Source organism: Candidatus Methylomirabilota bacterium, from assembly GCA_036005065.1.
GTDB lineage: Bacteria > Methylomirabilota > Methylomirabilia > Rokubacteriales > DASRDR01 > DASYQW01.
In genome coordinates this window covers 1-23792 of record DASYQW010000012.1, presented here as the reverse complement: position 1 = coordinate 23792, position 23792 = coordinate 1, and the positions used below count along the sequence as shown (strand labels likewise).

Sequence of the window (23792 nt, the reverse complement as noted above, 5' to 3'; positions counted from 1 at the left end):
TCCAGGTTCCGGGGCAACGGGAGCGGCTCATCGACCTGGAGCCGGTACAGCACGGGTCCTTGATCGCGCTCAGCGTCGCCGAACAGCTCTCGCGGCGTCCCGGCGCGCGCGTCGGCCACCGCGCTCCGCCCGACGTAGTCGAGGACGAGCAGGCGGCCCTCGCCGTCGAACGCCAGGCTGCGCGTGTCGGCCAGGAGATTCAGCCCTCGCGCGTACAGGATCGCGCCTTCTCGCGGCGTCACCCGGACGATGTGGCGGCCGAGCCGCTCGGCGACGTAGAGCGCGCCCGTCCTCGGGTGACGGGCGAGGCTTCCCGCGCGGAATCGCGCGGGGTCGGATGAGAAGGGGATCGGGATCGCCGGGAGGGTGGCCGCCTCGACCGGGAACGGGCCCGTGAGCGGGAGCCGGGCCAGCGCCCCCGCCACCCCGCCTGCGCGGCCGCCCTGGGTCAGGACCCAGAGCCCATCCGGGGGGTCGACGGCGAGGTCCTGGGGGAGGGCAAAGCCGGCACCGACGACGTCGACCCGGTATCCCGGCGGAAGCTGGAGGACAGGGGCCGAGCGGAGGGACGCGCCGCTCCAGTCCTGGGCCAGTCCGGTCGCGGGAAGGACGACGAAAAGAACGGCGAGGAGGAGGGCGAGGCGCCAGCGCATGACGAGGCCTCGCTGTGATTCTAGCCCTAACCGGCGAATATCCGAAGCGCGTCTGCTCCTGTTCCCCTCTCCCCCATCGGGGGAGAGAGTCAGGGTGAGGGGGGAAACCACGCGCCGCTATCCACCCTCACCCCAACCCTCTCCCTGGAAGGGAGAGGGAGCGGAGTGGGCTGCCGAACGGCGCACGACGTAGCGGCAGGGACGGCCCTCGCCCGGCTCCCGGTCGACCGTGAACCGATACCGGCGGCTCAGCGCGTCTCCCCAGGCTCGCTGGCGCTCGAGCCAGCCGAGGCACGGGGGGTACTCGCCCGGGCGCAGGTGGCCGTAGCCACTCCGCTCGGCTATGGGCTCGCCGAAGCACTGGGCGTTTTCCACGACGAGGGTGTCGGCGTCCACCACGCTCAGACGGCGTTGGGGTCGCTCCAGCCCGCCGAAGATGTACCAGGAGAGGCGGTACCAGTCGGCGACCTCATCGATGGTGTCGAGGGACTCGGTGCCGGTCACGCGCTTGAACTCCCTGAGCTCGATCCGGGCCAGGCTCGCGATGGCGCGCTCGTTGAGCCGCATCGCCTCCTCGAGCCCGACGCGCGCGGCGACCTTCAGGAACCACTGGCCGTCGTGGCTCCGCCAGCACGTGGAGACGAGGTCGATCAGCCTGTCGGCGTCGAGCCCGAACGGGTACCCGCGCGGCTCAGTCATCGGGACGCGTCAGCGCGGGGAGACGGGGCGACCACGATGTCGGTCGGCGCGCCCCGCAGGAAATTCTCGATGTTCTCGACTGCCCGGTGCAGGCCGCCCTCGATCACCTCCCGGGTCATCCCGGCGTTGTGCGGCGTCAGGACCACGGTGGGCAGGGTCAGCACCGGATCGTCGGGCGCAACCGGCTCCTCGTGGAAGACGTCGAGTCCGGCCCCCGCCAGGCGCCCCTCGCGGAGCGCCCGGACGAGGGCGTCCTTGTCGACGAGGGCGCCCCGGGCGGTGTTGACCAGGAAGGCCGTCGGCTTCATGAGGCCGAGCCGATCGGGGCCGAGGAAGCCGCGCGTCTCGGCCGTGAGGCGGAGGTGCAAGCTCACGACGTCCGCCTCTCGCAGGAGGGCTTCGAGAGGAACGGCGCGAGCCCCGGCCGCCGCGGCCCGTCCGTCGTCGGGGCGAAGGGTCCAGGCCAGCACGGTCATCCCCAGCGCCCCGGCCATCGCGGCCACCCGGCTCCCGATGGCGCCGAGCCCCAGGAGGCCGAGCGTCTTGCCGCGTGCCTGGAAGAGGAGGCCCCGCGGCCACTGGCCGCCCCGGACCTCCCGGTCGAGGGCCGGCAGCCGGCGCATCGCGGCGAGCATCAACGCGATGGTGTGCTCGGCGACGGCGTCGGCGTTGACGCCGGGCGTGTTCGTGACGGCCACCCCACGCCGCCGGCAGGCCTCGAGGTCGACGTTGTCGACGCCGGTGCCCCAGATCGAGATGAGGCGGAGGCGCGAGCAGCCGGCGATCACGCGGTCGGTGAAGCGCGCGTGAGCGCGAATGTTGACGGCGACCTCGGCGTCGCCGATCCGGCGGATCAACTCCGCCTCCTGATCGGCGCCGCGCTCGGTATAGACGGTGACCTGGCCCAGCGCCCGGAGCCGCGCCTCCGCCGTCGAGCCCGTCAGCGCCGGCGGGAAGTCGTCAGGGACGGCAATCTTCAAGGTCGGGAGGGAGTTCGAACCACTCCCCCCCGCTGCTTCCCCATTCGGGGGTGTGAGGCCCACGGTGCAGTGGACCCGCTACGGCGACTCGGCGTCGAACACGCCCTGGGCCGCGGCGAGCCCCTCTCCGGTGTCGGCCTTGTAGCCGAGGTCTCGAAGCGCCATGCCGAGGGCCGAGAGCGTCGGCAGCACGTAGAGCGGGCTCGCGGTGAGACCCATGGTGCCGACGCGGAGCGCGCCCTGCCGCAGCGGATCCGCGCCGATGCCGGTGGAGACGAGGATGCCGTAGGCGTCCCGCATCCGCCGGACCGCGGCCGCCGCCCCGATTCCCGGAGGCATCCGGAAGCACGAGACGGTGTCGGAGGCCAGCGCCAGGTCGCCGAAGAGGTCGAGCTTGAGCGCGGCGAGTCCCGCCCGGAAGGCTTTCCCCGCGATGCGGTGCCGCCGGATCCGGTGCGGCATTCCCTCCTCCAGGATCATCTTGGTCGTCTCCCGGAGAGCCTGGATCAGGTGCGTCGGCATCGAGATCGGCTGGTGGCGCCGCCCGCCTTCCGGCACCCCGCCCCCGCGAGAGGCCGGGACCCACTGGCGCTTCCAGCGCATCAGGTCGTAGGCATAGCTCGAGGACCGGCGGCTCCGCCGCTCCATCGCCTCGAAGGCCCGCGGGGAGACCGAGACGACGGCCAGGCCGAGCGGCATGGCCAGACACTTCTGGGATCCTGTCATGTTGATGTCCACGCCCCAGGAGTCCGTCTGGACGTCGAGGCCGGCCAGCGACGAGACCGTGTCGAGGAGGTAGAGCGCGCCGTGGCGTCGCGCCACCTCGCCCACCGCGGCCGCCGGATAGGTCAGGCCCGTCGACGTCTCGTTGTGGACGAGCGACAGGATCCGCGGCCGCACCTGTCCCACCGCGCGCTCGAGCGCTTCGAGGTCGAGCGCGCGGCCCCACTCGACGGTGAACGGCGTCACCGTGGCGCCGGCGCGCTCCATGATCTCCTGCATCAGCGCCCCGAATACGCCGGCGACGACGACCACGACGCGGTCACCGGGCTCGACCAGCGACAGCGCCGCGGCCTCGAGGCCCGTGCGGCCGGAGCCCGGCAGGGCGATCACCTCGCCGGTCGTCTGAAAGACCTGGCGGAGATCGAGACAGGCGGGCTCGAGGATTTCCTCGTCGAACGGCGGCTCGTACTGGATCATGGCGGGCTGCGCCATGGCACGGATCACACGCCAGGGGACCTCGGTGGGACCGGGGATCATGAGAATGGGACGGTCGAGTCCACGCATCCAGTGCTGCTGACTCACACATGTCTCCTTTCGCGGAGGAGCGGCGAAGCGGCCGAGGGCAACGCGACCTATTCTAAGGCAGTCGCCGACCGTTCGCCATCGGAAGTGCGCCGCGGCGCGAATGCTCAGCCGCCGAGCGGGGCCGGCGGGACCTGGCGCTGACGGGCGATCAGATAGAGGTTGCGGCCGTAGACGATGAGGCCGGCGGCCTGACCGAGGATGAAGACGGGATCCATCCGGTGGAGGGCGTAGGCCAGCAGGATCAGACCGCCCGCCACGCTGAAGTACCAGAAGTGGATCGGGACCACGCTCTGGCGGCGTCGCTCGGAGGCGATCCACTGCGCGAGGAAGCGCGCCGAGAAGCAGGCCTGCCCGAGGAAGCCGACGACGAGCCACGCCTTCGACTCCATGCCGCTACCTCTCCGTCCCCGCGGGGCCCCCGGGCCGGCTTCCGGGGTTCTCCGTCACGGTGCTAGAATGCGCCCAACGCTCGATACCCCGACCTTCCATGGAGGCGACACGACACATGGTCACAGGGTACATCCTCCTCCGTCTCTTGCCCGGGCTCGAGGCCGACGCGCTGACCCAGATCCGCAGCGTTCCCGGCGTCGTCGACCTCACGCTCGTCTTCGGCGGATGGGACGCGGTCGTGCATGCCGAGGCCAAGACCCTGTCCGCGCTGACCCGGCTCGTGGTCGGTCAGATCCGTGGAATCCACGGGGTGCAGGCCACCGAGACGCTGGTGGCGGCCGAGCTTTAAGGCCCGAGGAAGCATATCACGCCGCCGCGGGAGCTCGACGTCGAGCTGGTCGGGGACGTGTGGCAGACGCTCAGCGCTTACGAGCCGGAGCGCTCGCGGGCCGAGGCGCGAACGTTCATCGATCGACAGCCGCACTTGATCGCGCTGGCGGAGTCGGTTACCGACGAGTTCGACGTCGGAGTCCGGAAGGTCGCGCTGGGACTCCTGTTCCTCCTCGCCAAGGTGATCGAGGCGCACCGCGAGGCCCCGCTGCCAACGGTCTCGCGGGAGCGAGTGGGGCGCGCGTACGAGGCGACGGTCGAGTGGCTGGAGCGCTGGGACGGCGCCGACGAGCGCTTCCTGGCGCGGAGCGGCGAGTTTCCGCAGCCACATCTGATCCCCTATCTGATCGGCACCTTCTACCCGGCGACCGGCGATGCCGCGGCCCACGAGGCGGAGGTGAAGGGGAGCCTGTTCCTGCTCCTGAAGGCCGCCGCCGATGCGCTCCTGGCGCCGGAGCGGGACGACTGACCGATGCCCACCGCGCGCGTCAACGGGGTTTCGCTCTACTACGAAGAGGCCGGCCGGGGCGCCCCTCTGCTCCTGATCCACGCCTTTCCGGTGGGGATGAGGATGTGGGCGCCCCAGGTGGCCTTCTTCGCGCGGCACTTCCGCGTGATCAGCTACGACTGCCGGGGGTTCGGGCGCTCGGAGGCGCCGACCGCCCCCACCGCTTACTCCCAGACGCTCTCGGTCGCGGACGCCCACGGCCTCCTCACCCAGCTCGGGGCGCAGCCGGCGGCCGTCTGCGGGCTGTCGATGGGCGGGAACATCGCCCTGAACCTCGCGCTCGCCCACCCGGAAAGCGTGCGGGCGCTGATCCCGTGCGACACCGGCGCGGGATCCGAGGACCCCGACGGCTTCCGCGCGCGCTGCGCGGAGTATGCCGAGGCGGCCCGGCATGGCATGGAGGCGTTCTTCCAGGCGGCGCTCGGGTGGGCCGTCTTCGCCGGCTTCGCCGAGCGGGGGGCCCGCGAGGCCGCCCAGCTCCGGGAGTTCATCCTGGCTCAGCCGCCCCATGGAATCGGGCTGACCGCGCTCCACGCGCTCGCGACGCGGCCCCCCATCTACGCGCTCCGGGAGCGGCTGGCGGCGCTGCGCGTGCCGACCCTCGTGGTGTACGGTGAGCACGACGAGGCGTGCGTCCAGACTTCCGGCTTCATGGCCCGCACGATCCCGGGAGCGCGGCTCTGGATGGTGCCGGGCGCGAGTCACTTCGTGAACCTGGACGCTCCCGAGCCGTTCAACGAGACGCTGCTGGCGTTCCTGCGCGAGCCCGGGCGGTATCCCATCCCTCTCCCTGGAAGGGAGAGGGGGGAAGCGGACGCCGAGCTCGACCTCCGGACCGAAGTGTGCCCCTACACCTTCCTCAAGTCGAAGCTCGCGCTCGAGCCGCTCGCGCCCGGCCAGCTCCTGCGGGTCGTGGTCGGGAACGAAACTTCCGCGGCGGACGTGCCCCGCAGCCTGACCGGGGCCGGGCATGTCGTGCTCGGCGTGGAGCAGGTGGGCGCCACCCTCTGGGCCATCACGGTTCGCAAGGGCACCTAGATCATGGGAGGGGGCCTCGACGGCCCCCTCCCAGGCCCACCCCCAAGGGGTTGCGGCGGCAAAGCCGCCGCTCGGACGCTACTCGACGCATTCGGTGATCGGCGCCATCCGCTGCTGATTCCTCCGACAGGCTCCCAGGTCATTTCGGGGGATCTTCCGAGACCCCCCGATGCCCCCCTCGGTTGCGGCGGCACAGCCGCCGCTCGGAGCGCTGCTCGACGCATCGCGCGCTCGGGGCGAGCTGCCGGCTGCTGCCCGACCCACGACCTCCCGGGTGAACTTCAGGCTCGAGGGGAAAAGAGAGCTACCCGGGAACCGGGGTGAAAGGGTTCTCGATCAGGACGCCCTCGATGGTTTGGCCTGGATTGAGGTCTTCCGTCAGGAGCTTGGTGGCACCGGCCTCGGCGGCCGCGCTCAGAATGAGGGCGTCCCAGAACGAGAGCTGATGGCGTTCCTCGATGTCCGAGGCCTTGAGGATGAGGGCGGGGGGCAGAAGCTCGACGTGCCAGACGAAATACTGGCGCACGATCTGCCTCGCGAGGCTGCGTGGGAGGGGAGCGGGAATCTTCTGAGTCACGTTGACGTAGAACTCCTGGAGCACCTGCGTGCTGAGAACCCCTCGGCGCGTCGACCAGAGCTCCCGCAGAATCTCCGACGCGATTTCGTGCTTGCGGAGCGCGTCTACATCGTGAGCGTAGATCAGCACGTTCGTGTCGATGAAAACCCTATCGGGCATGCCACTCCTCGCGGCTGGTCAGGATTTTTCCGCCGAGGTGGAAGCCGCGAGCCAGAACCGCGAGGGCGTCCTTACGCGCCCGCTCGTAGGCACTCTCCTCCTTGAGCACGCGTTCGAGGTACTGGGCTAAAAGCCCACTCACGGATGTCCCCTTCCGGGCGGCCAACACCTTGGCTTTCCGGAGGAGCTCTCTCTCCAGGCTTAGCGTAATGTTCTGCTTCATACCCGTCCGCTTTGACTGTGGCTACACGAAACTACGTGTAACACGTAGGTCACGTGTGGTCAATCGCGCCTCCCCCCTGGGCCCGCTCCTTTTGTCCGGGACTTGGCGCCCGCCACCAGGTGAAGACGAGCGCCTGAAAGAGGGAAAGGACGAGCAGCACCAGGTCGTGGGCGAGGTAGAGTGACACGAACACGCCGGTCAGGGCGCGGGCCGCCAGGATCGCGCCGACCCCGAGGGCGACGTTTGCGCCGAAGAACACGAGCGTCAGCCCGGCGCACTCGAGCACCCGGCTCAGCGCCGGGCCGAGCCGGCGCCCGGCCAGCCCGAAGGCGCGGACGCCGGCGAGGTAGGCGGCGGCCGACGTGAGCCCCACCAGCAGCAGCAGAAACGCAGGCTTCATGCCCCGGACTCGTTCAGGCCGCGCTTCCCTACCGGATCAGGTCCCGGAGGAAGTCACCGGGCGTCAGGATCTGAAACCGCAAACGCGCCTCGAGGACCGATGGGGCGAAGAAGTGTCTCCTGTCCAGCGTCAGCAGCACGTCCACCTGTCCTTTCAGGGCCGCGGCCAGGACATGGGCGTCCTTGGCATCGATGATCCGGGCCTGGGTGGCGATTTCTTCTAAGATCGGAGGATCGACCACTTCGAGGTCGAGGGTCGCGATTTCCTGGTAGAACCGCAGCAAGGCGTTCCGCCCGAGTTTTCGCGCGAGGTTCCGTTCAGCTTCGCTGAGGACCAGTTGACTGCTGGTCGCGCTAGCGTGCCGGTGACGGCAGAGGGCGAGCACGAGGCTCGAAGCGCCGGTCGGAGACCCGGCGGCAGCAATCCACACGCTGGCATCCAGGAAGAGACGTGGCCCGGCCCTCACCCCGGCTTACGACCCAACAGGCGGCGGACCTTCGCCGCCGTGGCTGAATCGAGGCGGTCCTCCTTGAGGAAGCGCGCGATGTCGTCTTCCGCATATTCGCGCAGGGTCACACCCCGGGGAACAGCTCGGAGAGGAATGATCTCGATGCGGTCACCCTTCAGGGTGACGTTGAGGATCGTGTCGGCGTCGATCTTCAGGCGTCGCCTGAACTCGACCGGGAGCGTGATCTGTCCCCTTGGAAGAGGGCGCACGAGTTTCGCGGAGAGCTTCTTTCCCGGCATCCATCACCTCAGGCCCGACTTAATGAAAATGTGAATTTCCACAAATCAGGATACCAGCCGGCGACTGCAGGTCACAAGGGTGTGATTCAGAGGTAGCCCGCAGCTCGATAGTAGAGGCGCGCGAGCCACTCCTCCAGGACGTCCCGCATCAGGCGGAGGCGCGCCTCCGGATCGGGTCCGATGATGCCGAGCCCGTCGGCCGGGGCCGCCAGTACCGTGAAGCCGGCGCGCTCGAAGACGGCGCGGGCCCGCGGGATGTGCTGGGCCTCGGTCACCAGGAGGATCCTCCGAAGACTCCGCGGCCCGAGGAGTGCCCATACGCGCTCCGCTTCCTCCCGGGTCGTCCACGCCTGGGCGTCGGTCAGCACGGCCTCCCGGGCGACACCGAGCTCGCGGGCGAGCTCGGCGCGCACCTCCGCTTCGGCTCGGCGCCCGCCGGCGCGGGGCGGCCCCAGGAAGACCAGGATCGGCGCGAGGCCCTGCCGGAACAGGAGGATGCCATGGATGGTGCGACGGAGCGAGGTGTTGGTGAGGGTGCCGTCGGGGCGGAGCTCGGTCCCCAGCACCACGATCGCCTCGGCCGGCTCGAGCTGGGGACTGTCGCCGCCCAGCGCGCGACCGAGGACGGTCGGCAGCGGCGTGAATGCCGAGGCCAGCAGGAGCCCGACGCCGGCGGCGCCCAGACCCTGACAGAGGCGTGTCCAGCGCCGGTGGGGGAGCCGACTCACGAGGCCGGCGGTCGCGCGACGTCAAAGGGACGCAGCCCCTCCGCTTCGGCCGCGCGCAGAAGGCGTTCGTCGGCGGCGACGAAACTGACCTCCTCCTCGAGGCCCCGTCCAAGACTCAGGGCTGACGCAAGATGGATCGCATCGAACCCCTTCAAGGGATGCCGCTGGACGAGGTCCCGGGCGATCCGGAGCACCTCGTCGTGGAGATCGATGCGTACATATGCGAGCCAGTCGCGCTCGAACTGGGATGTGACTCGGGCGTACTGGCTCGGCGCCAAATGACCTTCCCGGCGCTTTCGCGCGAGACCCGCGTAGACCTCGGCGTACGCGATCTTGGCCGTCGCGATCGGGCCTTCCCGGGTTACGAGGGTTTGCACCATGCGCGAGCCCTGTTCCGACACGAATCGCTTGATCAGGGCACTGGTGTCGAGATAGTTCAACGCCGATCTTCGAGGATGGCCTGTGACATGGGCAAGCCTGATACCCGGACGGGCCTGACCGACTTGAGCGGCGTGCGTGCGGGAAGCGTGAGCAGACCCCGGGCGGCGAGCCTGGCGAGCCGCGCGTCACGGCTGGCGAGCCTCATGGCCGACTGGATGGGCTGGATCACCGCGATTGGACGCCCGCGGTCGGTGATGACGACTTCCTCACCCTGCCGAGTGCGCCGCAGGTACTGGGTGAGTCGATTCTTGAGATCCCGGACCCCCACGGTACTCATTCGTGACCCCTCCTTCGTAGCTACTGTAGCTACGCGCGGTATTTGGGTCAAGATGCCCAGTAGGCTCCCGCTCGCCTTGCCCTTCAAGCCGCGCGATTCTTCCTCGGCGGCGTGCCGGGCGGCGCCGCGGCCCCGACTCCGCCGCCGAGATCGACCTCGACTCCGGTGAAGGTTGGGCCTCGGGCAGGTCGTCGCCTGTGACCCGGGCGACCAGACCGAGGAGATCTCGATGTCCGACGGCGCCTTGGCACCCCTCCTGGTCGGGTGCAGCGGGAGCGAGCGCGACGAGGTGTCACTCACGGGTGGAATGCCCGACAGCCTGCGCGTGTCTTCGCGAATATCTAGGCATTTTTCCCTTGACACATGACATGTGTTCCCCGTAGGGTGTCTCAACCACGTCGTCCCACGAAGCGAGATATCGAGGCGAAACGCGCTAGCAGGTGTTGAGGGAGGGTGGATGGGCGTCGGTCGAGCCGCGCGAGTCCTGTGGGTCGCCGCGATTTCCGCGCCCCCTCAATAGGCGAGCCTCGCTCCGTTCGTGACCGGGAGGTTGCAGTCGTGAAGGGCAGGGTCGGGCGAGGCTTCGGCTTTGCCGCGATCGCGGTGGTGGGAATCTCGCTGTCGGCCTGCGGCGGAGTCTCTCCCCGCCCCACCTTCGGGCCCGGGCCCTCCGCTCCCGGACCGGGGACACCGGCCAACGCCGGCGTCGCGGGTGGACCCAGAATGCCGCTGACTCCCGTCGGCGGCGGGCCCATCTCGACCGATCCCGGCACGAACCAGCTCAACGCCCGCCTCCTGAGCTTCACCTCCGCGCCGGTGGACTTGCAGGATCTCCCCCTGGGACCCGGCGATCTCATCGAGGTCTCGGTCTTCGAGGTGCCCGAGCTGTCCAAGCTTCAGGTGCGGGTCCCGCTCAACGGGAGCATCACGTTTCCGCTGCTCGGCACGATCCAGATCGTGGGCCAGACGGCGGTCCAGGTCCAGCAGGAGATTGCTCGTCGCCTCCAGCAGAAGTACATGCACGACCCCCAGGTGTCGGTGTCGGTCGTGGAGCAGAAGGGGCAGCGCATCTCCGTCCTCGGCGCCGTGAGGAAGGGCGGAGTCTTCACCTTCACGGGGCCCATCCGGCTCGCCGACGCGCTGGCCATGGCCGAAGGCCTCACCGAAAACGCCGATCACCAGGTGTACCTCACGCGGCGGGTGCCCGTGGGGACCCTCGCCACTCTCCAAGACGACAAGCGTCCGGCCAAGGACGAGAAGCGTCCGGCCAAGGACGACAAGCGTCCCGCGCGTCCGTCGCGTGCACCCGGCGGGCTCGAGCAGGTCATGGTGACGATCGACCTGGACGAGCTCGCCAAGGGCAACGAGGACCTGAACGTCCCGCTGCAGCCCGGGGACGTGGTCACCGTCCCGCCGGCCGGGTCGTTTTACGTCGGTGGTGAGGTCGAGAAGCCCGGGACGTTCCTGCTCAAGCCGCGCACGACGCTCGATCAGGCGATCATCGTCGCCGGCGGGCTGAGGGACGTCGCCGACTGGTCGGACGTCCGCATCTACCGCACGCTGCCGGGCGGAAAGCAGGAGATCCACCAGTACGACATGGTGAAGATCCAGGAGGGCGAGCGGCCGCCGGAGATCCAGAAGAGCGACGTGATCCTGGTCGGCAAGTCGGGCGGGAAGGCCTTCGGGTACGGCGTCCTGGGCTTCTTCCAGCGGATCTTCAGCGTCGGCGTCGGCGTGAGCCGGGGGCTCTGAGATCCGTGGCTGACCCGCCCTCCGACCGGCGCAGCCTTCCCCCCGGCGGGCCGGAGGACGCGCTCCGGCCGACCGCCGGCCCCGGCGACCTGGCCCGCCCGGACCCCAGCCGCATCTATGCCGTCTCGGCGGAGGACCAGCCGGAGACGCACTTCTGGGACTACTGGCGCGTCCTCGTCCGACACAAGTGGACCGTCATCACGTTCTTCCTCGTCGCCGTCATCGTCGGGACGGTCTACACCTATACTCAGCGTCCGGTCTTCGTCGCGACGGCGACGCTGCGGATCGAGAAGGAAGAGTTCCGGGTCGTCAAGTTCGAGGAGGTCCTCAAGGCCGATTCCCAGGTGGACTACTACCAGACCCAGCACAGCATCCTCCAGAGCCGGACGCTGGCTGCCCGGGTCGTCGGGCTGCTCAAGCTCGAGCAGCACCCGGAGTTCCAGTCCTCGAACGGCCACGCGAGCTGGATCTCCGAGGCCCAGGCCTGGACGCGGACGCAGCTGGTCCGCTGGATCCCGGTGCCGCCCCCGCCGGCGCCGGCGCTGGGTGACGACCTCGTGCTCCCGTCCCCGCTCACCGATGCGTTCCTGGGCCGCCTGTCGGTGGCGCCGGTGCGCGGGACGCGGCTGGTGCAGATCTCCTTCCGCAGCTTCTACCCGGATCTCGCCGCGCGCGCCGCCAACACGCTCGCCGAAGCCTTCATCACCTACAACCTCGACCACAAGCTCGAGGCCTCCCGGTACGCGACGCGATTCCTGACGGACCAGATCGAGGCCGCGCGCCGGAAGCTCGAGGAGGCCGACGCCAAGCTGAACCAGTTCCTCGCCGAACACGATCTCATCGTCACTCCGGGCTCCGGCTCCGAGAAGGGCGGCGGGGAGCGACTGGACTTCGTCACCAAGGAGCTGGTCGATCTCTCCAGCGCGCTCTACCAGACGCGCGCCGACCGGATCGCCAAGGAGAGCGTCGTCGCCCAGGCCCTGAGCCAGGACGCCGACTCGGTGCCGGCGGTCCTGGGAAGCAGCCACATCGCCAAGCTGAAGGAGGAGCTGGCGAACCTGGAGGGCGAGTACCGCAAGCTCAGCCAGATGTTCAAGCCCGAGTATCCGCGCATGCAGCGGATGGAGCAGAACATCACCGAGGTGCGCCGCCAGATTCGGGCCGAGGTCGGCCGGGCGATGGAGGCCCTCGAATCGGACTACCGGGCCGCGCTGCGCAAGGAGCAGGCTCTCCAGAAGGAGGTCGACGGGCACCGCGAGGTGGCGCGCCGGCTCGGCGCCCAAATGACGCAGTACACCCTGCTGCGCCGCGACGTCGACACGAGCCACGAGCACTACCAGACCATGCTGACACGGCTCAAGGAAGTCGGGATCTCGTCGGCGCTGGTGACGTCGACGTCGCCCATCACCATCGTCGACCGGGCGGAGGTTCCGATGGGGCCGTCGGAGCCTCGGGCCCGCCGGACCTTGCTCCTCTCCATCATGGTGGGGCTCATGGGCGGGATCGGGCTCGCCTTCTTCTTCGAGTACCTCGACACCAACATCAAGGACACCCGGGAGGTCGAGACGACCCTGCGGGTCCCGACGCTCGGGCTGGTCCCCTCCCGGACCGCGGTGGACAGCAAGCGGCGCCGGCGGCTCGCGGCGGCCAAGGACGGAGACGAGGAGTCGTCCTTCGCCCTCGTGGCCCACACCCACATGGGCTCCGTCATCGCGGAAGCGTTCCGGAACGTCCGGACCAGCCTGCTCTACTCGGCGCCCGAGCATCCGCCCAAGGCGTTCATGGTGACGTCGCTCCAGACCGAGGACGGGAAAACCTCGCTGGCGTCGAATCTCGCGATCACGCTCGCCCAGCTCGGAAAGGGCGAGATCCTCCTCATCGACGGGGACATGCGCCGCCCCGATCTCCACGAGATCTTCGGCGTCCCCAAGGCGCCGGGGCTCTCCACGTTCCTCACCGGCCAGGTGGAGCTGCCGGCCGTCGTCAAGTCGACCCGGATCCCGAACCTTCACGTGATCCCCGCCGGACGGACCCCGACCAATCCCGCCGAGCTGCTGGCCTCCGGGCGCTTGAGCCGCGCGATCGAGGTCCTTCAGGAGCGCTTCGCGCACATCGTGTTCGACACGCCGCCGCTGTTCGGGGTCAGCGACGCGCTCATCCTCTCACCCCGCCTCGAGGGCGTCGTGCTCGTGCTGCGCCACGGGCGGGCCAGCCGCGATGCGGCGCGCCGCGCGCTCCACCTCCTCACCTCGGTGCGCGCGCGGGTCCTGGGCGTGATCCTGAACGACGCGGACGGGCGTGGCGCCGGCTATTACGGCTACTACGGCTACTACGGTTACGGGTATGGTTACGGAGGCCCGCGCGGCTCCGAATCGGGGCGCTGAGGCGCTGGGCTCCCGAGCCGAGCCACGTTCCGAGGCGGTCCCCGTCCTGCTGGTCCGCGTCGATTCCCGGGCGGCGCGGGTCCTCCTCTGGGTGCTCGTCGTGGTCGGCGCCGGGTGGATGGCGAAGACCATCGCCGGCCCCGTCATCGCGAGCGCGGTGGCCGATGTGCGGGCGAATGCGGCCCGGCTCGAACAGGCCCTCGCCTGGGACCCCGGCGACGCCCACCTTCATCAGCGTCTGGCCGCCGAGTATCTGGCGCTGGGCGACGCGGCGGGGCTCGACCGGGCGCGCCGTCACCTCGAGACCGCGCTGCGGCGTCGGCCCGCCCACGCGTTCACCTGGCTCGGGCTCGCTCGTCTGGATAGCCTGGCCGGTGACCGGGCGCGAGCCCGCCGCGCCCTCGACCTCGCCGTCCTCCTCAGTCCCCATGACGTCAACCTCCGGTGGGAGGCCGCGCTGCTGGCCCTCGAGTGGGGCGAGCGAGACCTCGCTCTCGGGCACCTCGCCTACGTGCTCATCGCCGATCCCAACCGCCGGAGCACGGCCTTCGACCTGGCCCGCCGACTGTTGCGTCCCGAGGAGTCCCTCACGGCGCTGGTGCCGGCCAAGGCGCAGCCGCTCACGGACCTCCTGGAGGTCGCGCTGGGACACCAGGACGCCCGCCTAGCGCAGCTCACGTGGGAGCGCCGCGTCGGTCTGGCGCCTCCGATCCCCGAGCACCTCCGGCGGCAGTACGTCGAGCTGCTCCTGCGCACGGGTCGGGGGGCGGCGGCCCGGGCCATCTGGCGTGACGTCGTTTCCGACGGGTATGCCGCGCCCGCGGGCGACGCCATGTGGAACGGAGGGTTCGAGGCCCGGGCGCTGCTCGGCTGGGGTTTCGACTGGCAGGTCCTCGAGGTTCCGGGCGTCCGGGTCGGTCTCGACGGGGGCCAGGCGGCCGAGGGACGGCAGTCGTTGCGCCTCATGTTCACCCGCGTGCGCGGCAGCGACTTCGCGGGCGTCTGGCAGACCGTGGCCGTCGAACCCGGCCGGATCTATCGGCTGCGCGCGCTGGCCAAGGCGTCGGGTCTCGTGACCCGGTCGGGCCTGAAGCTGCAGGTCCTCACGACCGACGGCGGCCGCGTCCTCGCCGAGACGGAGGGCGTCTCGGGGACCACGTCCGACTGGGTCCGCCTCGAGTCCCGTGTCCAGATCCCGGCCGGGGTGAGCCTCGTCCAGGTGCGCGTCCGATGTGATCCCCCGCGCGATCCGGAAGACTCGCTGGCCGGCAAGGTGTGGCTCGACGACGTGCGGCTCGTGCCGGCGGAAGGGGCCGGAGCATGACGCCCGACCCCGAGGAGATCCGCCGGCTGCTCACGCTGCTCGCGACGTACCCGGTCTTGCCGCCGACCGACGCGCTGCCGACGACGGACGAGGGCTTTCGAGCCCTCCTGGCCGAGCTGGCTCGGGGCGAGCGCTCGGCGCACCTCGGCCTGCTCGAGGCCGTGGCCGCCGAGCGGACGCTGCCCGTGGAGGAACTGGTCCGGCGCACGCGGTTCCTGCTCGCCTGCCTGGTGGTGCCGGAGGCGGGGACTCACTACGAGGTGCTCGGCGTCCCGGCGACGGCCACGACGCCGGAAATCCGCGCGCGCTGGGCGTCGCTCATCCAGCTTTACCACCCTGACCACGTAGGCGGCGAGCACGACTGGCTGGACGACCAGGCGCGGCGGCTCATCGAGGCCTACCAGACACTGAAGGACCCGGAGCGGCGACGGGCGTACGACGCCCAGCTCGAGCCCGAGGTCGGGGAAGCGCCTCGACCGGAGGCCGTGCCGTCGGTCCCGCAGCCGCGACCGGCGGAGCGCTCCCGGTGGCGCTGGGCGCCGGCCGGCATCCTGGTCGGGGGTATCGCGGTGGTCTGGGCGTACCTGCACGTCCCGCCGAGCCCGCTCCCCGTCGCGCCGGCTCCCCCGTCGCCGCGGCTCCTCGATACGTGGAGCGCGCCCGGAAGCCTTGGTGTGCGTCCGGAGGCGCCTCGCAGTGCCGGGCCGCGTCCGATCCCGCCGGCCTCCCAGACCGAGCCTCCGGGCTCGCTCGCGAGGCGTGACCCCGGGAGTCCGGCTCCCGCCGCCCCCACGCCCGTGGTGCCCGCGCTTCCGCACGCGGCGAGCCAGGCGAGCGAGGGGCCGGGTGAGACTTCGGCGGGGCACATGGCGTACGCCGGGCAGGTCCCGCCACCGCCTCCCCCGCCAAGCCTGCCGGCCCCCGAGCCCGCGGCCCGCGCTCCCGCCACGGCCCCGCTCGTCGTCCTTCCGCCTCGGGTGAGCGAGCCCATCGCCCGTGCGCCCTCCCGGCCGCCGGCCCCTAGCGAGGCGTCGCCGGCATCGTCACCCGGGGCGACGGCGCCTCCCGCGCGCTCCCCAGGCGCCGCCCATTCCGATGCTCCCGTTACGGCCGCCGCGCCGTCGGCGGTGCCCTCGACCGCTGCGGCGGTTCGGGGTGGTTTCCATGAAGGCCCGCTGGCGCTCGTCGAGGCGTTTCGCGGCGCGTACGAGCGGAAGGATCTGCCGGCGCTGATGGAGCTCCTCGGAGCCGAGCCGCGCGAGCGCAACGTGATCGGCCGGACCGCCCTGGAGCAGCTCTACGCCCGGAACCTGGCGGCCCTCGAGCGGATCAGCTACGAGATCACCGAGCTGAACGTTCAGCGCATGCCGGGAACCGGCGACGTCGTCGTCCAGGGACAGTTCCGGATCCGGGCCCGACAACGAGCCGGCACCGCCGGTCAAGCCATGGATGTCAGTGGGCCGATCCGCTGGACGGTGCGATCCGAGGGTGGCGTGCTGCGGATCGTCGGCATCGACTATCAGCTGGTGCCGCAATGAGCCGATCCCCGCACGCGCGCGTCCGCCGGTCTCCGCCCTGGTCCGACCGAGTCGTCGAAGGCGGCGCCCTCTTCCTGCTGATCGTCACGCCGCTCGTCTACGGCACCGTGACGCCCTGGGGAGAGGCGCTCGCCGAGCTGGTCATCCTCGGGATGGCCGCGGCGTGGGTGCTGAGCATGGTGCGCCAGGGAGCGCTTCGGGTGGCCCCGCCTCCGAGCGTCGTGCCCGGCGCCCTCTTTCTGATGCTCGTCCTGTTCCAGCTGGTGCCCCTGCCGCGCCCCGTGGTCGAGCTCCTCTCGCCGCTCGCGGCGAATCTTCATCGGGAGGTCGCGGCGTACGCGGGCGCCGCGCTCGGCGCGGTTCCGCTGTCGCTGGATCCCCACGAGACCTGGCGTGAATGGCTCAAGCTCCTCGGCCTCGCCGTCTTTTTCCTGCTTCTCTACAACACGGTCCGGACGCGGGGACAGGCGCAGCGCGCCCTGTGGACCATGGTCGTCATGGGCACCCTCGTGTCGATCTTTGCCATCGTCCAGCGCGCCACCTGGACGGGACGACTCTACTGGATCGGGCCCACGGCGCCGGACTCGGCATTCGGCCCCTTCGTCAACCGGACGCACTTCGCCGGCTTGATGATCGTCATCGTGCCCATGGCCCTGGCCATGATCCTCGGCGATCGCCGCCCATCGGACCGGCCCCCGATCGTCCGAGGCTGGCTGGATCAGCTGCGCCGCTGGAACGCGCCCGAGACGGGTCCCGCGCGCTTGATCGCCTTCCTGGTCCTCCTCATGGGGGGAGCCACCCTCGTCAGCGGGTCGCGGGGCGGCGCGGTGAGCCTGCTGGCCGGCTTGCTCTGCATGATCGGTCTGGGGGTCCGGGCGCTGCGCGGTCAGGGACGCGCGACCCGGGTCGCCATCGCCACGGTGCTCATCATCTTGGCGGCGGTCTGGATCAGTTGGGATATCCTCTACGGGACGATCGAGCGGCTCGCCGAAGAGATCGGACACGCGGAGGCGAGCGCCCGGGTGCACATCTGGGGGGACGCGCTCGGCTTGTGGCGCCTGGCGCCCATCCTCGGGACGGGGTTCGCGACCTTCGGGGAGGCCTACCCGCGCATGCGAACCATCGAGGCCCCGGTCGCCTTCGGCCACGCCGAGAGCGACTGGGTCCAGCTCTTGACGGACACCGGCGTGGCGGGACTGGGGCTCGCCCTGGCGACGGCCGCCAGCCTCGTGTGGGCGCTCCTCAGGCGGTATCGCCGAGCCCCGAGCCCCTGGGTCCGCAACATGGCGCTGGCCGGCACGGTCGCCCTGATCGGGACGGTGGTGCAGGGGATCGGCAACTACAACCTGCCGATCCTGTCGAACCAGCTCTACCTGGCGATGGGGCTAGCGATGGGGTTGCGAGCCGGAGACCTGATCCACCACGGCCGATCGACGCGCGGCACCGAGCTGGATCTCGCCGATCGGCGCGGGGCCCTGTCCGATGCCTGACGCGAACGGCGCCCACTGGTACGCCGTGCGGACCCGGTCGCGCCACGAACTAGTGGTCCGCGACGAGTTGACCGCCCGCGGCGTCGAGCCGTTCCTTCCTCTCTGGGTTCGGTGGAGCCGCTGGAAGGACCGGCGCAAGCAGATCGCCACCCCGCTGTTCCCGGGGTACTGCTTCGCGCGGTTCGCCTCCACCGAGAAGCTCCGCGTCCTGACGACCCGCGGGGTCGTCGAGGTCCTGGGCAGCAACGGGACGATCGAGCCGGTGGCGCCCGCAGAGCTGGAGGCGATCCGCACGCTGGTGAACGGCCCGCTCCGCTATGACCCGTGCCCGTTCCTGGACGAGGGGATGGCGGTCGAGGTCGTCCGCGGGCCGCTGATGGGGGTGCGGGGGCGGCTCGTCCGGAAGGAGCGCTCCGCCCGCCTGGTGCTCCAGGTCGACCTGATCCGGCAGGGCGTGTGGCTGGAGATCGACGCGGCGGACGTCGCCCCGGTCTGAGTCGTAGTCGGAGGGGGGGCTGCGCCCCCCTCCGGTCCCTCACCCCAGGGGAGGTTGCGCGGGCAAAAGCCCGCGCTCGGAGCGGCACACGCGGTGGCGGGGCGGTCAAGTGTGAGCGCGAGAGCCACGCCCCGCGGATTTCACGGCGTCTGAGCCGGGTGGGGACGCCGCGGGTTCTTTCGGACTGACCCGAGTCGGGGCTCACCCTGGCTTGGGAGGGCTTGCCGGGCCCCGACGCATGTCGAGGCCTGTAAGTCAAAGAGCGGAGCTGTGCCCAGCGGCGGCGCGGCACGGTCTCGGGGATTCGACGGGAGGTGGTGACGCGGGGTGTGTGGCATCGCAGGACTGGTCGTTCGGCCTGACCGCGAGCTTCAGGACACGCGGGAGCGGCTTGCCGCGATGGCCACCGCCATGAGGCACCGGGGGCCCGACGACGAGGGCCTCTGGCTGTCGGACGACGGCCGGGTCGGGCTCGTCAACCGCCGGCTCGCGATCGTCGATTGCTCGCCGAACGGCCACATGCCGATGCGGAATCACGACGGGACTGCGTGCATCACCCACAACGGCGAGGTGTACAACGCGGCCGAGCTGCGGGCAGAGCTCACGGCGCTCGGGCATCGCTTCCGCTCGACGGGCGACACCGAGGCGATCCTGCGCGGGTACGAGGCCTGGGGGCTTTCCGTGGTGCACCGGCTGCGCGGGATGTTCGCCTTCGCCATCTACGACGGACGCCAGCGCCGTCTCTTCCTCGCGCGGGACCGGCTCGGGATCAAGCCCCTCTATTACTCGGTCACGCCCGAGGCCTTCGTGTTCGCCTCCGAGCTCGGGGCCCTGCAGGTCTCGGGGCTGGTCGGGCGCACGGTGAGCCCGGCCGGGCTCGTGGGCTACCTGTTGCTCGGCTCGGTGCCGGGTCCGCTGACGATCTACAACGGCGTCCATGCGCTTGAGCCCGGGTGCACGCTGAGCCTGGACATCGCCGGGCCGGCGGCCGCGCCGAAGCCGCACCGGTACTGGACCTTCCCGACGGACGTGGTGGCCCCTCCGAGCTCCGCGGCGGCGGTTGGCGAGGTCCGGTCGCTCCTCGAGGACGCGGTGCGCTGCCACCTGGTGAGCGACGTGCCACTGGGCGCGTTCCTGAGCGGCGGCCTCGACTCGAGCGCGGTCGTCACGCTCATGCGGGCGGTCACCGGCGGTCCCATCCGCACCTGCTCCATGGTCTTCGAGGAGGCCGGATACAGCGAGACCGTCTACGCGCGCGCGGTCGCGTCCGCGGTCGGGACCGAACACACGGAGCGGATCGTCACCGGGGGCGAGGTTGCGGGCGCGCTCGATCGGATCCTGCGCACGATGGACCAGCCCACGGTGGACGGCGTCAACACGTACTTCGTCGCCGAGACCGCGCGGCAGGCCGGACTCACCGTCGCGCTCTCCGGACTCGGGGGGGACGAGCTGTTCGGTGGCTATCCCAACACCTTCGCCGGCGTGCCCGGTCTCCTCCGGGCGCTGCGCGTCGCCCAGAGCGTGCCGGCGGCGGCGCCGGTCGCCCGGGCCGGGCTGCGGTGGCTCGGCGGCCCGGGGCGCTGGGCCAAGGTGGCGGATGCCCTCGAGCGCCCGGCGACCCCGGCCAGTGCCTACCTCGCATGCCGTGGCCTCTTTCCGCCGGCCGAGGTGCGGATGCTGGTCGGCCCTGAGCTCTGGGAGGCGGCTGCGGTCGGGGATCCCGCCGGACGGATCGTGTCCGAGATGGACGTCAACGGACACGGCGCCGACTGGTTCTCGTGGGTGAGCCGCGCCGAGCTCAGCGGGTACACGCTCCACCAGCTCCTCCGCGACACCGACGTCATGAGCATGGCGCACAGCCTGGAGGTACGCGTCCCGTTGCTCGATCACCGCCTGGTGGAGGCGGTGCTGCGCCTGCCGGGGTCGGTCAAGCGCGAGGGTGGGCGGCCCAAGGCCTTGCTGGTCCGGGCGGTCGGGGACCTCTTGCCGCCGACGGTGCGCGCGCGGCGGCCGAAGCAGGGCTTCGTCTTCCCGTTCGAGCGCTGGCTTCGCGGGGAGCTTCGCGGGGTCTGCCTCGAATGGCAGCGTGAGACCGGCGGCTTGCTGCGCCCCGACGTGGTCGCCCAGGTCTGGCGAGCCTACGATGCCGGCCGCCTCCACTGGTCGCGGCCCTGGGCGCTCGCCGCCCTCGGCGGCTGGCGAGACGCGACGGCGGCGCGCGTGTCATGAGCAGGTCCAACCGCAGGCGTCAGTGTTGGAGCCGCGTCGAGCTCAAAGCCGGGGAACCCTGATGCCTCTCTGCTACTTCGGGGGTTACGATCCGAGACACCCGCGGAATCGTGTCATCCTGTCGGGCTTGGCCAAGCGCGGCGTGAAGGTGGTCGAATGTCAATCACGCCATCCGATGAAACCGTTTCGCGTCTGGTCACTCGTTCGGCAGTTTTGGCGCGTGCGCGACCAGGTGGAGCTCGTCGTGGTTGGCTCCTGCGGTCACAAGTATGTCCCCCTCGCCTGGCTCCTCTCGCGCATGACGGGAAAGCCGCTGGCTTTCGATGCTTTTGTTTCCGTTTTCGAGACGCGGAGGGAAAAATCCCGGAAGGGTTTTCTGAGCGGCCTCGGAGATGTCTATGCGCGGCTGGTGGATCGAATCAGTGGCAAGCTCGCCGATGTCGTGCTGCTGGATACCGAAGAACACGCGACTTACTTCTGCGAGCAATTTCGACTGCCGAAGAGCAAGGTCATGAGTGTTCAAGTGGGTGCGGACGTGGGCATGCTCGCGCCCCCGCCGCCGGCCTTCGGAGGACTATTCCGAGTCATGTTTGCGGGAAGCTTCCTGCCGCTCCACGGCACGGATGTAATCGTGAAGGCGGCTGACTACCTCGAATCCGAGCCGGAGGTGGTCGTCGAATTGTTCGGCGACGGCGAGGAACGCTCGAATACTGAGCGGCTGTCTCACGGCCGGCAGGTGGTTTTCAAGCCGCCAGTGCCCTATCCGGAATATCTGCGCCTCTTAAGCCAGAGGCGCGTCGCGCTCGGCGTTTTTGGGACGACGCCGAAGACGGAACGCGTTATCCCCTGCAAGATCTACGACTCGTTGGGTGTCGGCGTGCCGGTGATCACGGCGGACACGCCCGCTGTCCGAAGGATTCTGACCCACAAACAAAACGCCTTGCTCGTTCCGGCCGGCGATCCGATGGCGCTCGCCGAGGCGATCCTTCTGTTGAAGCGTGATTCGGCACTGCGCGAACGGCTGGCCCGTGAGGGACGACGCACCTACGAAGAGGTTGGAAGACCCGAGATCGTCGCCCGCCGGATGATCGAGGCTCTCGAAAGCCTGAACGGCCACTTCGCGTCGATGAAGGGCCGGTCAGGTTCGAGCACCATCCGATGACTCGGGGCTGCCGGAGGGCAGTCGCGGCGTCAGTCTCGTATCGGAGCCCGAGGGTCACAAAGGAGGACACAGCCGAGAATCAGCGGGAGCGGCGGTTCGCGGCTCGTCTGACGGATGCATGGCACCAGCGGCTCTCGGCGACCCTCGCGGAGGCCGCTCTGTGGAATGCGGAGGGATTCGGGCGCGGGCGCAGCTGATGCTGGCTGTTATCGACACCCACCCGGTCCAGTATCGCGCCCCAGTGTATCGCGCCCTAGAGCACCGGTTCGGTCTCCAAGTGACCGCCGTGTACGGATCAGATGCAAGCCTGGTCGGCTACCGAGACAGCGAGTTCGGCGTCTCCGTCACGTGGGATACCGATCTGCTCTCCGGTTACCGGTCGGTTTTCCTGTCCTCGCGGCTCCGCAACAGCCAAGAGGCGCTTCCCGACTGGCGAACCACGCGCCGGGTGAAAATCGCGCTCGCGGAAATCCGGCCCCGCGCTGTCCTAGTCGTCGGGTATAGCCCGCGGTTCTACCGGGTCGCTGCGTCCTGTGCGTGGCACATGGGCGTGCCGGTGCTCTTCAGGGGAGAGACAACGGATCATGCCTGGCGCCGCGGACTGGCCAAGCGGATCGCGCGAGACTGGATGCTCCGGCGCTTCTATCGTGGATGTGCCCGACTTCTCTATCTGGGCCGGCGCTCGTACGAGCACTTCAGGCGGCTCGGCTGTGCTGAGGAGAAGCTCATATTCTCCCCGTACTGTGTGGATGCTTCGACATTTCGGTGGAACGATGCCGCTCGTGCCGAGCTTCGCTCGGCCGGACGCACTGATCTCGGCGTGGACGAGCGGGACTCCGTACTTCTTTTTTCCGGGAAGTTGAGTGCTCGCAAGGGGCCTGACCTCTTGCTCCGGGCGGTGAAGGAATCGTGTGCGTCCGTGTGCGGGCGCATCATCGTGGTTTTTCTAGGCGACGGCCCTATGCGGGAGTCTCTCAGAGCGCTGGCCCAGGATACGCCGCGCACCGAAGTCCGGCTCCTGGGATTCCGCAACCAAAGCGAGCTCAGCCGGTATTATCACGCGGCCGACGTCCTGGTCCTGCCGAGTCTGCAGGGGGAAACATGGGGCCTCGTCGTGAACGAGGCGCTCCAGCATGGGCTTCCGTGCGTGCTATCGGCGGCGGTCGGTTGCGTTCCCGACCTGATTGACCCCGGGACGACCGGTGAAGTGTTCGATACCGGCTCAGTGAAGAGTTTGGCTGCCGCGCTCGGCCGAGCCATGCGGCTCGTCGGGCGAGCAGACGTCCGCGCGCAGTGCCGTGAGAAGGTGGGAGGCTACACCATCGAACGGGCGGCTGAGGGGATCGCGCGAGCATACAGGGCAGTAGTCGGGACTCCCGCCCGAGCCGGTGCGCCCTCGTGAGGCCCGTAACCCCAGCCTCCAGTCCGGTGGCGGCTTCCGCGTCAGTATCGCGCTCTCATCTTTCCGAGATGGTATGCATGTTCCCGGGGTTGGACCCGGCCGCCGGGGGCGTACAGACCGCGGCCGGGCTGGCGTGGGCGGGCCTCCGAGCACGGTACGAGGGTTTGCCTGATCGCCTCATGGCCTTCGAGTACGGCCGTCGTTCCAGCGCTGCCCCCACAGACGGCCAGATCACTACCGCCCGATCCAAGCTCGGTGCACTCGTCACCATCCTCGGCCGGAGATGGCCGGCTCGGGTCGTGCTCGTCTGGCATCTGTCGCTGCTCCGGCTGCTGCCGCTCCTGCGGGCCAGAGCCGCGCGCGTCGTCCTGGTGCTCAGCGGGATCGAGGCCTGGCGGCCTCCGGATTGGCTCACGCGCCGGCTCCTGCGCCGGGTGGATCTCTTCCTGAGCATCAGCGACCACACCTGGCGGCGCTTCGTGGAGCTCAACCCTGAG

26 protein-coding genes are annotated in these 23792 nt (G+C 70.0%); 13 read left to right on the top strand and 13 right to left on the bottom strand.

Annotated features, from left to right (window positions below; translation table 11 throughout):
- The 5 genes from VGW35_00810 to VGW35_00790 form a co-directional block, all read right to left on the bottom strand.
- Nucleotides 1-653: hypothetical protein (locus VGW35_00810; protein ID HEV8306178.1), on the bottom strand; the 653-nt coding region annotated here is incomplete at its 3' end.
- 117 nt (nucleotides 654-770) lie between these two features.
- Nucleotides 771-1352, bottom strand: a complete 582-nt coding sequence (locus VGW35_00805) for a DUF6125 family protein (GenBank protein ID HEV8306177.1) — start codon at nucleotides 1350-1352, stop codon at nucleotides 771-773.
- Nucleotides 1349-2332 (bottom strand): NAD(P)-dependent oxidoreductase, encoded by a 984-nt coding sequence (locus tag VGW35_00800; GenBank protein HEV8306176.1) that lies wholly within the window; start codon nucleotides 2330-2332, stop codon nucleotides 1349-1351. Before VGW35_00800 ends, VGW35_00805 begins: the two co-directional genes overlap by 4 nt.
- Before the next feature lie 78 nt (nucleotides 2333-2410).
- The gene (locus tag VGW35_00795) at nucleotides 2411-3637 is read right to left on the bottom strand and encodes an alanine--glyoxylate aminotransferase family protein (GenBank protein HEV8306175.1); all 1227 of its coding nucleotides are present in this window, start codon (nucleotides 3635-3637) and stop codon (nucleotides 2411-2413) included.
- Nucleotides 3638-3744: 107 nt separating this feature from the next.
- Nucleotides 3745-4029, bottom strand: coding sequence for a lipid-A-disaccharide synthase N-terminal domain-containing protein (locus VGW35_00790; protein HEV8306174.1), 285 nt, complete (start codon nucleotides 4027-4029; stop codon nucleotides 3745-3747).
- 116 nt (nucleotides 4030-4145) lie between these two features.
- Here VGW35_00790 and VGW35_00785 point away from each other — a divergent pair, with 116 nt between their 5' ends.
- The 3 genes from VGW35_00785 to VGW35_00775 are packed head-to-tail and all read left to right on the top strand — an operon-like array spanning nucleotide 4146 to nucleotide 5966.
- Nucleotides 4146-4379, top strand: coding sequence for an Lrp/AsnC ligand binding domain-containing protein (locus VGW35_00785; GenBank protein HEV8306173.1), 234 nt, complete (start codon nucleotides 4146-4148; stop codon nucleotides 4377-4379).
- A gap of 57 nt (nucleotides 4380-4436) precedes the next feature.
- Nucleotides 4437-4889, top strand: a complete 453-nt coding sequence (locus tag VGW35_00780; GenBank protein HEV8306172.1) for a hypothetical protein — start codon at nucleotides 4437-4439, stop codon at nucleotides 4887-4889.
- A 3-nt stretch (nucleotides 4890-4892) separates the two neighbouring features.
- A complete protein-coding gene (locus VGW35_00775; protein ID HEV8306171.1) occupies nucleotides 4893-5966 on the top strand; it encodes an alpha/beta fold hydrolase in 1074 nt (357 codons plus the stop codon).
- Between the two features lie 304 nt (nucleotides 5967-6270).
- Here VGW35_00775 and VGW35_00770 read toward each other — a convergent pair whose 3' ends face one another.
- The 8 genes from VGW35_00770 to VGW35_00735 all read right to left on the bottom strand — a co-directional run bounded on the left by VGW35_00770 (nucleotide 6271) and on the right by VGW35_00735 (nucleotide 9518).
- On the bottom strand, nucleotides 6271-6702 hold the full coding sequence (locus VGW35_00770; GenBank protein HEV8306170.1) for a PIN domain-containing protein: 432 nt from the start codon (nucleotides 6700-6702) through the stop codon (nucleotides 6271-6273).
- Nucleotides 6692-6925, bottom strand: a complete 234-nt coding sequence (locus tag VGW35_00765; protein HEV8306169.1) for a DUF6364 family protein — start codon at nucleotides 6923-6925, stop codon at nucleotides 6692-6694. The genes VGW35_00770 and VGW35_00765 overlap by 11 nt, the downstream gene beginning before the upstream one ends.
- 49 nt (nucleotides 6926-6974) lie before the next feature.
- The gene (locus VGW35_00760) at nucleotides 6975-7325 is read right to left on the bottom strand and encodes a hypothetical protein (GenBank protein ID HEV8306168.1); all 351 of its coding nucleotides are present in this window, start codon (nucleotides 7323-7325) and stop codon (nucleotides 6975-6977) included.
- A 28-nt stretch (nucleotides 7326-7353) separates the two neighbouring features.
- On the bottom strand, nucleotides 7354-7791 hold the full coding sequence (locus VGW35_00755) for a PIN domain-containing protein (GenBank protein HEV8306167.1): 438 nt from the start codon (nucleotides 7789-7791) through the stop codon (nucleotides 7354-7356).
- Complete coding sequence (locus tag VGW35_00750; GenBank protein HEV8306166.1) at nucleotides 7788-8072, bottom strand: AbrB/MazE/SpoVT family DNA-binding domain-containing protein; 285 nt, start codon at nucleotides 8070-8072, stop codon at nucleotides 7788-7790. Before VGW35_00750 ends, VGW35_00755 begins: the two co-directional genes overlap by 4 nt.
- Nucleotides 8073-8158: 86 nt before the next feature.
- Nucleotides 8159-8800, bottom strand: a complete 642-nt coding sequence (locus VGW35_00745; protein ID HEV8306165.1) for a YdcF family protein — start codon at nucleotides 8798-8800, stop codon at nucleotides 8159-8161.
- The gene (locus VGW35_00740; GenBank protein ID HEV8306164.1) at nucleotides 8797-9240 is read right to left on the bottom strand and encodes a type II toxin-antitoxin system VapC family toxin; all 444 of its coding nucleotides are present in this window, start codon (nucleotides 9238-9240) and stop codon (nucleotides 8797-8799) included. Before VGW35_00740 ends, VGW35_00745 begins: the two co-directional genes overlap by 4 nt.
- The gene (locus VGW35_00735; GenBank protein HEV8306163.1) at nucleotides 9237-9518 is read right to left on the bottom strand and encodes a type II toxin-antitoxin system prevent-host-death family antitoxin; all 282 of its coding nucleotides are present in this window, start codon (nucleotides 9516-9518) and stop codon (nucleotides 9237-9239) included. Before VGW35_00735 ends, VGW35_00740 begins: the two co-directional genes overlap by 4 nt.
- Nucleotides 9519-10241: 723 nt before the next feature.
- On the opposite strand from VGW35_00735, the gene VGW35_00730 reads away from it, so the two are divergent.
- The 10 genes from VGW35_00730 to VGW35_00685 all read left to right on the top strand — a co-directional run.
- Nucleotides 10242-11270 carry a polysaccharide biosynthesis/export family protein gene (locus tag VGW35_00730; protein ID HEV8306162.1) on the top strand — a complete coding sequence of 343 codons (1029 nt, stop codon included), beginning with the start codon at nucleotides 10242-10244 and terminating at the stop codon, nucleotides 11268-11270.
- A gap of 5 nt (nucleotides 11271-11275) precedes the next feature.
- Nucleotides 11276-13654, top strand: a complete 2379-nt coding sequence (locus tag VGW35_00725) for a polysaccharide biosynthesis tyrosine autokinase (GenBank protein ID HEV8306161.1) — start codon at nucleotides 11276-11278, stop codon at nucleotides 13652-13654.
- Nucleotides 13614-14978, top strand: coding sequence for a hypothetical protein (locus tag VGW35_00720; protein ID HEV8306160.1), 1365 nt, complete (start codon nucleotides 13614-13616; stop codon nucleotides 14976-14978). The genes VGW35_00725 and VGW35_00720 overlap by 41 nt, the downstream gene beginning before the upstream one ends.
- Nucleotides 14975-16516, top strand: coding sequence for a DnaJ domain-containing protein (locus VGW35_00715; protein HEV8306159.1), 1542 nt, complete (start codon nucleotides 14975-14977; stop codon nucleotides 16514-16516). Before VGW35_00720 ends, VGW35_00715 begins: the two co-directional genes overlap by 4 nt.
- Nucleotides 16513-18006, top strand: a complete 1494-nt coding sequence (locus VGW35_00710; GenBank protein HEV8306158.1) for an O-antigen ligase family protein — start codon at nucleotides 16513-16515, stop codon at nucleotides 18004-18006. Before VGW35_00715 ends, VGW35_00710 begins: the two co-directional genes overlap by 4 nt.
- The gene (locus VGW35_00705; protein ID HEV8306157.1) at nucleotides 17999-18502 is read left to right on the top strand and encodes a transcription termination/antitermination NusG family protein; all 504 of its coding nucleotides are present in this window, start codon (nucleotides 17999-18001) and stop codon (nucleotides 18500-18502) included. Before VGW35_00710 ends, VGW35_00705 begins: the two co-directional genes overlap by 8 nt.
- A 327-nt stretch (nucleotides 18503-18829) precedes the next feature.
- Entirely contained in the window at nucleotides 18830-20731 is a 1902-nt protein-coding gene (gene asnB / locus VGW35_00700) for an asparagine synthase (glutamine-hydrolyzing) (protein HEV8306156.1), read from the top strand.
- A 142-nt stretch (nucleotides 20732-20873) separates the two neighbouring features.
- Nucleotides 20874-21893, top strand: a complete 1020-nt coding sequence (locus tag VGW35_00695; protein HEV8306155.1) for a glycosyltransferase — start codon at nucleotides 20874-20876, stop codon at nucleotides 21891-21893.
- Between the two features lie 196 nt (nucleotides 21894-22089).
- Nucleotides 22090-23295, top strand: a complete 1206-nt coding sequence (locus VGW35_00690) for a glycosyltransferase family 4 protein (protein HEV8306154.1) — start codon at nucleotides 22090-22092, stop codon at nucleotides 23293-23295.
- A 299-nt stretch (nucleotides 23296-23594) separates the two neighbouring features.
- On the top strand, nucleotides 23595-23792 hold a 198-nt coding region (locus tag VGW35_00685; GenBank protein ID HEV8306153.1), incomplete at its 3' end, for a hypothetical protein.

Bases quoted from the DNA above. Each gene is read 5' to 3' on its own strand.
- VGW35_00805 (HEV8306177.1), bottom strand. From the start codon at position 1,352: ATGACTGAGCCGCGCGGGTACCCGTTCGGGCTCGACGCCGACAGGCTG.
- VGW35_00790 (HEV8306174.1), bottom strand. From the start codon at position 4,029: ATGGAGTCGAAGGCGTGGCTCGTCGTCGGCTTCCTCGGGCAGGCCTGC.
- VGW35_00785 (HEV8306173.1), top strand. From the start codon at position 4,146: ATGGTCACAGGGTACATCCTCCTCCGTCTCTTGCCCGGGCTCGAGGCC.
- VGW35_00775 (HEV8306171.1), top strand. From the start codon at position 4,893: ATGCCCACCGCGCGCGTCAACGGGGTTTCGCTCTACTACGAAGAGGCC.
- VGW35_00770 (HEV8306170.1), bottom strand. From the start codon at position 6,702: ATGCCCGATAGGGTTTTCATCGACACGAACGTGCTGATCTACGCTCAC.
- VGW35_00765 (HEV8306169.1), bottom strand. From the start codon at position 6,925: ATGAAGCAGAACATTACGCTAAGCCTGGAGAGAGAGCTCCTCCGGAAA.
- VGW35_00760 (HEV8306168.1), bottom strand. From the start codon at position 7,325: ATGAAGCCTGCGTTTCTGCTGCTGCTGGTGGGGCTCACGTCGGCCGCC.
- VGW35_00750 (HEV8306166.1), bottom strand. From the start codon at position 8,072: ATGCCGGGAAAGAAGCTCTCCGCGAAACTCGTGCGCCCTCTTCCAAGG.
- VGW35_00735 (HEV8306163.1), bottom strand. From the start codon at position 9,518: ATGAGTACCGTGGGGGTCCGGGATCTCAAGAATCGACTCACCCAGTAC.
- VGW35_00730 (HEV8306162.1), top strand. From the start codon at position 10,242: ATGCCGCTGACTCCCGTCGGCGGCGGGCCCATCTCGACCGATCCCGGC.
- VGW35_00720 (HEV8306160.1), top strand. From the start codon at position 13,614: ATGGTTACGGAGGCCCGCGCGGCTCCGAATCGGGGCGCTGAGGCGCTG.
- VGW35_00715 (HEV8306159.1), top strand. From the start codon at position 14,975: ATGACGCCCGACCCCGAGGAGATCCGCCGGCTGCTCACGCTGCTCGCG.
- VGW35_00710 (HEV8306158.1), top strand. From the start codon at position 16,513: ATGAGCCGATCCCCGCACGCGCGCGTCCGCCGGTCTCCGCCCTGGTCC.
- VGW35_00705 (HEV8306157.1), top strand. From the start codon at position 17,999: ATGCCTGACGCGAACGGCGCCCACTGGTACGCCGTGCGGACCCGGTCG.
- VGW35_00690 (HEV8306154.1), top strand. From the start codon at position 22,090: ATGCTGGCTGTTATCGACACCCACCCGGTCCAGTATCGCGCCCCAGTG.